The 8,906-nt window shown below is 69.2% G+C and carries 11 protein-coding genes; 3 read left to right on the plus strand and 8 right to left on the minus strand.

Translation table 11 applies throughout. The features are described from left to right. On the plus strand, nucleotides 1–923 hold a 923-nt coding region (locus tag RMO12_RS15370), incomplete at its 5' end, for an EAL domain-containing protein (RefSeq protein WP_309639937.1). Between the two features lie 70 nt (nucleotides 924–993). On the opposite strand, the gene RMO12_RS15375 is transcribed toward RMO12_RS15370, so the two are convergent. The 5 genes from RMO12_RS15375 to RMO12_RS15395 form a co-directional block, all read right to left on the minus strand. Continuing rightward, nucleotides 994–2,064 carry a hypothetical protein gene (locus RMO12_RS15375; protein WP_309639938.1) on the minus strand — a complete coding sequence of 357 codons (1,071 nt, stop codon included), beginning with the start codon at nucleotides 2,062–2,064 and terminating at the stop codon, nucleotides 994–996. Between the two features lie 106 nt (nucleotides 2,065–2,170). Next, a complete protein-coding gene (locus RMO12_RS15380; protein WP_309639939.1) occupies nucleotides 2,171–3,019 on the minus strand; it encodes a PA4780 family RIO1-like protein kinase in 849 nt (282 codons plus the stop codon). Nucleotides 3,020–3,060: 41 nt separating this feature from the next. Then, complete coding sequence (locus RMO12_RS15385) at nucleotides 3,061–3,234, minus strand: hypothetical protein (RefSeq protein WP_309625709.1); 174 nt, start codon at nucleotides 3,232–3,234, stop codon at nucleotides 3,061–3,063. A gap of 152 nt (nucleotides 3,235–3,386) precedes the next feature. Beyond that, nucleotides 3,387–3,848: a ribonuclease HI gene (gene rnhA / locus RMO12_RS15390; protein WP_309639940.1), complete on the minus strand. Its 462-nt coding sequence runs from the start codon at nucleotides 3,846–3,848 to the stop codon at nucleotides 3,387–3,389. A 79-nt stretch (nucleotides 3,849–3,927) separates the two neighbouring features. After that, nucleotides 3,928–4,788 (minus strand): methyltransferase domain-containing protein, encoded by an 861-nt coding sequence (locus tag RMO12_RS15395; RefSeq protein WP_309639941.1) that lies wholly within the window; start codon nucleotides 4,786–4,788, stop codon nucleotides 3,928–3,930. Here RMO12_RS15395 and gloB point away from each other — a divergent pair. Together gloB and RMO12_RS15405 are read left to right on the plus strand one after the other, a co-directional pair. Further along, the gene (gene gloB, locus RMO12_RS15400; protein ID WP_309639942.1) at nucleotides 4,787–5,566 is read left to right on the plus strand and encodes a hydroxyacylglutathione hydrolase; all 780 of its coding nucleotides are present in this window, start codon (nucleotides 4,787–4,789) and stop codon (nucleotides 5,564–5,566) included. The two genes, RMO12_RS15395 and gloB, sit on opposite strands and share 2 nt — an antisense overlap. After that, the gene (locus RMO12_RS15405) at nucleotides 5,563–7,179 is read left to right on the plus strand and encodes a transglycosylase SLT domain-containing protein (RefSeq protein WP_309639943.1); all 1,617 of its coding nucleotides are present in this window, start codon (nucleotides 5,563–5,565) and stop codon (nucleotides 7,177–7,179) included. The genes gloB and RMO12_RS15405 overlap by 4 nt, the downstream gene beginning before the upstream one ends. 95 nt (nucleotides 7,180–7,274) lie before the next feature. Here RMO12_RS15405 and recR read toward each other — a convergent pair whose 3' ends face one another. The 3 genes from recR to RMO12_RS15420 all read right to left on the minus strand — a co-directional run. Beyond that, nucleotides 7,275–7,862 carry a recombination mediator RecR gene (gene recR, locus RMO12_RS15410; protein ID WP_309639944.1) on the minus strand — a complete coding sequence of 196 codons (588 nt, stop codon included), beginning with the start codon at nucleotides 7,860–7,862 and terminating at the stop codon, nucleotides 7,275–7,277. Between the two features lie 9 nt (nucleotides 7,863–7,871). Further along, nucleotides 7,872–8,198 carry a YbaB/EbfC family nucleoid-associated protein gene (locus RMO12_RS15415; RefSeq protein WP_309639945.1) on the minus strand — a complete coding sequence of 109 codons (327 nt, stop codon included), beginning with the start codon at nucleotides 8,196–8,198 and terminating at the stop codon, nucleotides 7,872–7,874. Nucleotides 8,199–8,216: 18 nt separating this feature from the next. Then, nucleotides 8,217–8,906, minus strand: a 690-nt coding sequence (locus tag RMO12_RS15420; RefSeq protein ID WP_309639946.1) for a DNA polymerase III subunit gamma/tau C-terminal domain-containing protein, incomplete at its 5' end; no start/stop codon positions are given.

Consider the following 8,906-nt stretch of genomic DNA (forward strand, 5'->3'; position numbering starts at 1 on the left):
TGCAGCGCGACCTGCGCCTGGCGCTGGAAATCAAGGAACTCGTGGTGTTCTACCAGCCCAAGGTCGCCGCGCGCAGCGGCCAGATCACGGCGGCCGAGGCGCTGTTGCGCTGGAAGCATCCGGTGCGGGGCATGATCGGCCCCACCACCTTCATCCCCATCGCGGAGCGCTTCGGGCTGATCGGCACCCTGGGCAACTGGGTCATCGAAGACGCCTGCCGGCAGGCGCGGGCCTGGCGCGACAAGGGGCTGCGAATGCGCGTGGCAATCAACCTCTCACCGTTCCAGATGCGCCAGGACGACCTGGTCGATCGCATCACCACGGCGCTCGACCGCCACCGCATCGACCCGTCCTTGCTGACCTGCGAGATCACCGAGTCGGTGGCGATGGAGGACACGCGTGCCACCCAAGTGACCTTCCAGCGCCTCGGAGAAGCCGGCGTGCATCTCTCCATCGACGACTTCGGCACCGGCTATTCGAGCCTGAGCTACCTTCGCAAGTTGCCCGCCGAAGAGCTCAAGATCGACGGCAGTTTCGTGCAAGACCTGGCGACCAGCACCGACGCACAGGCGGTGGTCGATGCCGTCATCCGCTTGGCGCACGCGCTGTCGTTGAAGGTCGTTGCCGAAGGCGTGGAGACCGAGGAGCAGCGCGACATCCTCATCAAGATGGGCTGCGACGAACTGCAGGGCTACCTGTTCGCCAGGCCGATGTCCGCGCGAGCGCTGATGCTGTGGGCCAGCGACGCGGACGAGCGGGTCACCTCGTTCAAGCCGTCCCTGTTCGGCGATACGCAGGCCGTCGATCACTTCGACTTCCACGCCGGCGAGGCAGCGCTGCAAGCCGTGGCGCCGAAGCTGCGCGCCTACATGGACACCGTGCGGGACTCCCTGGGCCGGGCCTCGAGTTTCGCCAAGCTGTAGCGGCCGGTGGGGCACCGCCGGCCCGCACGCGTGGGCCACTCACGCTCTCGAACGCTTCGGGTGCCGCGCGCTACGCGGTTGTCGAATAGAACCCTTGGGAGCCAGCGACGTTCTGGTACCAGACGTCCTGCTGCATCAGGCGGCCGAGGGCCAGCATGATCTTCGCCTTGGAAGCCAGCACCGGCACCACGTTCACCTCGGCAAGCGCGTTCACATTGCACAGGCGGGCAATGCGCGCCGGTTTGTCGACCGCGACGATCACGCGCTCGTTGTCGATCATCAATGGCAGGGCGCGCGCCCAGAGCGCCAGACGCGGCGCGATGCGCCTGAGCGCCACCGGATCGATCGGAAAGCGTGCCAGGTCGACCAGCGGGTAGCCCATCTTGTGGGCCAGCGCGGTCTGCAGGTCGGCCCGGTTGATCCGCCCCTCGGCCACCAGCATCTCGCCCAGGGGCACGTCGGTCGTCTGACGCGACAAGGCGCGCTCGAGTTGCGTCGGCGTCAGCAGTCCCAGGTCGATCAGTGACTGGCCCAGCGGCATGACCGGCATGCGCTGCTGGCGCTCGATCGCGGCCAGCAGGTCGCTGCGCGAGGTAATCCATCGGTCCGCTGCGATCTCCTCGGCCGAGCGGCCGAACTCGGCCTTGACGTAGGCCGAGCGCGGCACGAACACGCGCTCGACCGACGACTCCTCCTCGGACGGACGAAACAGGTAGAGGCCTTCGGCGCGCTCGACATGCCCTGCGGTGCGGCCTTCGAGCGCCTTGCCGTGACCGACCAACTGCACCCGGTAGTCGCGCTCCTGCGCCGCGGTGGGCACCCGCTCGATCGGCGCATTGGCTTGCGGCGCTAGCGGCGCAAGCGGCGTCCCGAGCGTGAGTTGGCGGAACATGGAAAACGGCAACGACACCTCGGGGGCGCCCGCGGCGAAGCGCACCGCAAGCGACGCGGCTTGCGGATCGAGGCGAACCAGTTCGACGTCGACACAGGCGCCGCTGCGGCTTTCGATGCGGCAGGGTTGTGCCGTGCCATTGCCCGCGGCCGCCGCGTGGCGCCAGGCGAAGGGCGGCGCCGGCCATTGCCATTCATCGAGGCCGTCGTCGGTGATTGAGGGAAACGGGACTGTGCGGCGGTCAAGCATGGGGTGCAGTAAAGGGTGCGCGCGGCCGACAAGCCACCGACCAGTTTGTTATACAAGAAGGCCATCGCCCCGTCCGCGCGATATTCACGGAACACGCAACGGACCGCTATGCCGCGGTCGCCAAGCGCAGCCGGCGCGCCGCATCTTCCGCGCGCGCGTCGTCGATCTCGCGCAGGACGCTGCCCACGTCCGCCGGCCCGGTCTTGCGTTCGAAGCGGCCGGTGAGCACGGCTTCGGTGTGCAGGGCGCCGCGTTCGTACAGATCCCAGATCTCGGCGCCGAACTCGGTGCGCAGCAACTCCGGCGCAAATCCACCGAAGAAACCGCGCAGGTTGTCGACATCGCGCAGCAGCATGCGTTGGGCGTGGTTGTTGCCGGCCGCGTCCACCGCCTGCGGCAGATCGATGATCACCGGGCCGTCCGCGGCGAGCAGGATATTGAACTCCGACAGGTCGCCGTGCACGACGCCCGCGCACAGCATGCGCACCACCTCGCGCAGCAGCGCCTGGTGGTGGATACGTGCTTCGTCGGGCGCGAACGCCACGTCGTTCAGGCGCGGGGCGGCGTCGCCGTGCGCGTCGGTCACCAGCTCCATCAGCAGTACGCCATCGTGAAAGTTGTGCGGTTTAGGCACGCGCACGCCAGCGGCTGCCAGGCGGTAGAGCGCGTCGACCTCGGCGCTTTGCCACGCCGCCTCCTGGGCCTGACGGCCAAATCGAGTGCCCTTGGCCATGGCGCGCGCCTGGCGGGTGTTCTTGACCTTGCGGTTTTCGGTGTAGTCCACCGCCTGCCGAAAGCTGCGCTGCGTGGCTTCCTTGTAGACCTTGGCGCAGCGCGTTTCTTCGCCGCAGCGCACCACATAGACCATGGCTTCCTTGCCGCTCATGAGCTGACGCACCACGGTGTCGATCAGGCCTTCATCGATCAGCGATTGCAGTCTCTTGGGTGATTTCATCGGCGCAATTGTCCGCCCTCGATTGCAGGTCGATCGGATGCTCAACGCCGTTTCTTGCTGCGCGCCACCGGCGTTGGCGTCTTGCCGCTCCAAAAATCGATGATCTGCCGGGCTGTCTCGGTCTGCAGCGAAGCGACTTCGCGCTTCGCGGCCGCCGTCGCCTGTCCGCGGGCGGAGCCCATCGCCTTGTTCGCGGAGCTGAGCCAGGCGCTCATGAACGGATTTTTCGTGGTCCAGGGATTGCGCATGTCGTCCTCGCTTGGGCCACTGCGGCCGTTGAAGAGGATGGTGGCTGTCCCGATCGGCGCTGTCAGCCGCCGATCATCGCCATCGCCTGTCGGTGGCGTCCTACGCGAGCGGCGCCGCGCTACCGCTGCACGCCCGCGCAGCCCTGGTTGGCCAGCGCATCGGCGCGCTCGTTGCCGGGGTCGCCGGCGTGGCCCTTGACCCAACGCCAATCCATGCGGTGCAGCGCCGCCAACGCGTCCAGGCGCTGCCACAGGTCGACGTTCTTGACCGCCGCGCGCGCGGCGGTTTTCCAGCCGCGCTGCTTCCAGCCATGGATCCATTCGGTGATGCCCTTGCGCACGTATTCGCTGTCGGTGTAGAGCGTCACGTCGCAGCCGCGCTTGAGCGAGGCCAGTGCCTCGATCACCGCCGTGAGTTCCATGCGGTTGTTGGTGGTGAGCGCCTCGCCGCCGCAGAGTTCCTTGTCGTGGCCATCGCTGGCGAGCCAGGCGCCCCAGCCGCCCGGGCCGGGATTGCCCTTGCAGGCGCCGTCGGTGTAGATCGTCACGGCGGGACGGTGGATCGGCACGGCGGCGGTCATGTCGGCCGCCACGCAGGGCTGCGCGCGGCCGCCCCCCGGCAGGGCGCTCGCCGCTTTGGGGCGGCCCGGCGGCGGCTCATCAAATCACCTCGGTGTCGCGGTGCTTGTGGCTCACGACGGCCGGTGCGGCGCGCGGCTTGGCGAGTTTGTTGCGAGCCAGGCCGATCAGGCGCATGCCGCGCACGCGCTTGACAGCATTGACGACATAGACCGCGCCGAACACCGGCCACCAGCGGTCGCCCGCCGGCTCCATCCAGGCGCAGCGGTCGAGCCAGGCTTCGGACTTGAGTGCGGGTCGGTAGCAACCGAAACCGCCGCTTTGCACCTCGAAGCTGAGCAGCCGCAACCAGTCGGCCAGGCGCCGGTGCGCGATCAAGTCGCCGGCGCGGGGCAGGAACAGATGGCCGGCGCCGCCCACGGCGCCCAGGCGCTGCGCGGTGCGTCCCGACCATTGCCGCAAGCCCCACAGACTGTTGGGGTTGAAGCCGACGATCACCACGCGGCCCTCGGGCACCAGCACACGCTCCACCTCCGCCAGCGTGCGGTGCGGATCGATGGTGAACTCGAGCGTGTGCGGCAGCACCACGAGGTCGAGGCTTTGCGTTGCGAACGGCAGCGCGTCGAAGTCGCAGTAGAGCGCGGCGGCAGCCGACGGTGTGTACGCGGGATCGTGCGATGGCATCGTCATCGGTGGCCGCGCCGACGCATCCGCGCAAGCGTTCTCGCCCGGCACTGGCGGCGCAGCGAGAGCCAGCCAGCGATGCGGCATGCGGTTTGCCCGCAAGGCATCGACCTCGGGCATGCCGAGTTGCAAGGCGTGAAAACCGAACAGGTCGGCCACCTGCGCGTCGATGCGCTGCTGCTCCCACGCCAACAAGTACCGCCCCGGCGGGGTCTGCAGCCAACGCGGTAAATCTATACTCGAAGCCTCTTGCGTCATGAACCTGATCGCCCTACCCGCCTTCACCGACAACTACATCTGGATGCTTCACGATGGCGCGTCGGCCATCGTCGTCGATCCGGGAGAAGCTGCACCGGTCCTCCGCGCTCTTGACGAGCGTTCGTTGAAGCTCGCGGCCATTGTAGTAACCCACCATCATGGCGACCACGTCGGCGGCGTCGACGAACTGCGCTCGCGGCTGCCCGACGGCCAGGGCCCCGTGTGGGGACCGGCCGGCGAGAACATTCCGCAGCCCTTCGTCCGCCTGTACGACGGCGACGCAATCGACTTGTTCGGCACGCGCTTCGAGGTGATCGACGTGCCCGGTCACACCGCCGGCCACATCGCCTACTTCGGCAGTCCGACGGGCACGGCACCGATCCTGTTTTGCGGCGACACGCTGTTTTCCGGCGGCTGCGGGCGGCTGTTCGAAGGCACGGCCGCGCAAATGCATGCTTCGCTCGCTCGCCTGGCCGCCCTGCCCGGCGACACGCGCGTTTGCTGCGCGCACGAATACACGCTCAGCAACCTGAAATTCGCGCGCGCCGTGGAACCCGCGAACACCGCGCTGCTCGACTACGAAGCGCAGTGCAAGGTCTTGCGCGAGCGCGGTCTCGCCACGCTGCCGAGCACGGTGGCGCGCGAACGCGAGGTCAACCCCTTCTTGCGCGCCGGCGTGCCGGCCGTGCGCGCCTCGGCCCTGGGTCACGGCGCCAGCGGCGGCGACGCTGTCAGCGTGTTCGCCGCACTTCGACAGTGGAAGAACGATTTCCGATGACTCGCCCCGCAAGCGCCCTGGCGCGACACCTGCCCGCCTGGGCTCTTGCGCTCGTCGCAACGGTGCTCGGCGCCTGTGCGAGTGCACCGCTGCCGGCGAGCCCGGAGCCCTCGGTGGCCGTGGGCGCGGGGCGGGCCGCTTCGGCGCCGGCCACGCCGCCGTCGGCGCCCGGCGATGCGGGCGCGGCATCGCCCACGGCCGCGGCGGCGCCAGAGGCGCCCGCGTCCGACGCCGCGGGCTCGCCCACCGACCCGCTGCGCCCCGACGTGCCGGTCGACCTGGCCGACCGCAGCGCCAAGCGCGACCTCTGGGCGCGTGTGCGCAAAGGCTTTGCGATGCCCGACCTCGACACCGACCTCGTGCGCGGTCGAGAGCAGTACTACGCAGCGCGGCCCGACTACGTGCAGCGCATGACCGAACGCTCGAGCCGCTACCTGTTCCACATCATTGAAGAGGTCGAGCGTCGCGGCATGCCCACCGAGCTGGCGCTGCTGCCCTTCATCGAAAGTGCCTTCAATCCGCAGGCCATGTCCGTGGCCAAGGCCTCGGGCATGTGGCAGTTCATTCCTTCCACCGGCAAGGACTACGAGCTGGCGCAGAACATCTTTCGTGATGACCGCCGCGACGTGCTCGCCTCCACGCGCGCCGCGCTCGACTACCTGCAAAGGCTCCACACCCTGTTCGGCGACTGGCACCTGGCGCTGGCCGCCTACAACTGGGGCGAGGGCAGCGTCGGCCGCGCCATCGCACGCAACCGCAGGGCCGGCCTGCCGGGCGACTACCTGAGCCTGAACATGCCGAACGAAACGCGCCTGTACGTGCCCAAGCTGCAGGCGGTGAAGAACATCATCGCGCGCCCGGCCGACTTCGGCCTGGTGCTGCCCGACGTGGAAAACCACCCCTACTTCCTGAGCGTGCCGATCCAGCGCGACATGGACGTCGAGCTGGTGGCGCGGCTGGCGGGCCTCGCGAGCGATGAATTCCACGCGCTCAATCCGTCGCTCAATCAGCCGGTGATCCTGGCCGCCGGCACGCCGCAGGTGCTGCTGCCTTACGACAACGCCAACCGCTTCGTGCATGAGCTCGGCAATTACCGGGGCGCGCTGGCGAGCTGGACCGCGTGGGTGGTGCCCAGGACGGCCAGGCCGGCCGATCTTGCGCACCAACTCGGTATGGCCGAGGCCCTGCTGCGCGCCGTTAACCGCATTCCCCCGCGCATGCTGGTCAAGGCCGGCTCCACCCTGCTGGTGCCGCGCAGCGAACGCCGCAACCACGACGTCTCCGGGCACATCGCCGACAGCGCGGCGATGCTGCTGGTCTCCGAAGGCCCGGGCCTTCGCCGCACCACCGTGAGGGCACGCAAAAACGACAGCGTCGCCACATTTGCCGCGCGTATGCATGTCAGCGCCGCGAGCGTGGTGGCGTGGAACAAGCTCTCGGCGAGCGCACCGCTCAAAGCCGGCCAGGCACTGGTGATCTACGTGCCGGTGCGCAAAGCCAGCGGGCTGCGCACCGCCAAGGCGACGAGCGCCGTGCGCAAGGCCGCGGCCAGGGGCGCGGTGCGCGCCAGCGCAGCGGGCAACAAAGGTCGGGTGGCGAGCGCGACGCGCTGAGTGGCGCCGGTCCCTGTTTGTTAGGGGTGGGGTACCGCACCCTCACCCCAGCCCACTGCCACCGAGGTAAATCCTCGCCCGCCCGCGTCAACGCCTCAGCGCCGATCGCTCAGCGCATGTGCGATGGTGCCGAGATCCACGTACTCGAGTTCGCTGCCCACCGGCACGCCGCGCGCCAGCCGCGTGACGCTGACGGTGCGGCCTTCGAGCGCCTTGGCGATCGCGTGCGCCGTCGCCTCGCCCTCGGCGGTGAAGTTGGTGGCGACGATCAGCTCCTGCACCTCGCCGTCGCTGGCGCGCTCGAGCAGCTCGACCAAGCCGATGTCGTGTACGCCAATGCCATCGAGCGGCGAGAGCCGGCCCATCAGCACGAAGTAGAGGCCGTGGTAGCTGCCGCTGCGCTCGATGGCGGCCTGGTCGGCCGGCGTTTCCACCACGCACAGCTGGCGATGGTCGCGCGCCGCATCGAGGCAGGTGCGGCACACCTCGGCTTCGGTGAAGGTATGGCAGCGCGTGCAGTGACGCACCGTCGCGACGGCCTGTTGCAACGCACGCGCCAGGCGCTCGGCGCCCGCGCGGTCATGCTGCAACAAGTAATAGGCCATGCGCTGCGCCGACTTCACGCCCACGCCGGGGAGCCGTCGTAGCGCCTCGGTCAGCGCATCGAGCGCAGAAGCGGCCACGGCCGACGCTCAGAACGGGAACTTCATCCCGGGAGGCATCGGCATGCCTGCCGTGAGCTTGCCCATCTTGTCTTCGCTCACCTGCGCCGCGCGGCGCACCGCGTCGTTGAAGGCGGCGGCCACCAGGTCTTCGAGCATGTCCTTGTCGTCGGCCAGCAGGCTCGGGTCGATGGTGATGCGCTTGACGTCGTGCTTGCAGGTCATCTGCACCTTCACGAGGCCCGCACCGGACTGGCCCTCGACCTCGAGCAGCGTGAGTTCGTCCTGCGCGCGCTTCAAGTTGTCCTGCATCGCCTGCGCCTGCTTCATGAGGCCGGCCAGTTGTCCTTTGAGCATGGTGATTTCCTTGTTCGTTCAAAGCGGTTTGATGGACCCGGGCACGATGCGCGCAGTCTTGAACTGCGACGTCATCTGCACGACGAAGGGGTCGTTGCGGATCAGCGCCTCGGCCTCGCGCTGGCGCTCGTCGCGCGCAACGGCGTCACGCCGGGCCGGTGTGTCGTTGGCCGCGCCCGCCACGATCTCGAGCGCGACCTCATGGCCGAGCAGGGACGCGAGTGCGGCCTGCAGTCGCTCGGCATGGGCCGGGTTGCGCAGGCTCTCGCGCTCCACGCGCAGCGCGATGCGCGTCTCACCCGCGCCGATGGCGGTGCACTCGGCCTGCAGCGCGAGTTCACGCGCCATGGCGGTGATGGCATTGGCGTCGATCAGTTCGCGCACCAGCGTCGACCAGCGGTCGCCGAGCGGGCCCGAGGGCGGCGCGTCAGCCGGAGCCGGCACGACGATCGCGAGCGACTCGGGCTGCGGCTCGGCGAACATCGGCGCGGCGGAAGGCTCGCGCTGCAACTCACTGTCCGCGTCGTCTTCCCACGGCGGCCGGCTGGGCCCGCCACGCGCGGCGCCGACTCGGCGCGCCGGCTCGATCGATGCACTCACCGCCTGCGGCGTGCGTGCCAGCGCGGCAGCCGGCGCGGCGCTGCGTGCCGGCACCGGCACCGCGGGCGCAGGCGCGGGCGGCACAACGCGCGCCACCGATGGCGGCGC

Source organism: Methylibium sp., from assembly GCF_031393925.1.
Taxonomy (GTDB): domain Bacteria; phylum Pseudomonadota; class Gammaproteobacteria; order Burkholderiales; family Burkholderiaceae_C; genus Methylibium.

Excerpts from the sequence above, each read along its gene's own strand:
- RMO12_RS15375 (WP_309639938.1), bottom strand. The coding sequence starts at position 2,064 with ATGCTTGACCGCCGCACAGTCCCGTTTCCCTCAATCACCGACGACGGC.
- RMO12_RS15395 (WP_309639941.1), bottom strand. The coding sequence starts at position 4,788 with ATGACGCAAGAGGCTTCGAGTATAGATTTACCGCGTTGGCTGCAGACC.
- RMO12_RS15380 (WP_309639939.1), bottom strand. The coding sequence starts at position 3,019 with ATGAAATCACCCAAGAGACTGCAATCGCTGATCGATGAAGGCCTGATC.
- RMO12_RS15415 (WP_309639945.1), bottom strand. The coding sequence starts at position 8,198 with ATGCTCAAAGGACAACTGGCCGGCCTCATGAAGCAGGCGCAGGCGATG.
- RMO12_RS15405 (WP_309639943.1), top strand. The coding sequence starts at position 5,563 with ATGACTCGCCCCGCAAGCGCCCTGGCGCGACACCTGCCCGCCTGGGCT.
- RMO12_RS15385 (WP_309625709.1), bottom strand. The coding sequence starts at position 3,234 with ATGAGCGCCTGGCTCAGCTCCGCGAACAAGGCGATGGGCTCCGCCCGC.
- rnhA (WP_309639940.1), bottom strand. The coding sequence starts at position 3,848 with ATGACCGCCGCCGTGCCGATCCACCGTCCCGCCGTGACGATCTACACC.
- gloB (WP_309639942.1), top strand. The coding sequence starts at position 4,787 with ATGAACCTGATCGCCCTACCCGCCTTCACCGACAACTACATCTGGATG.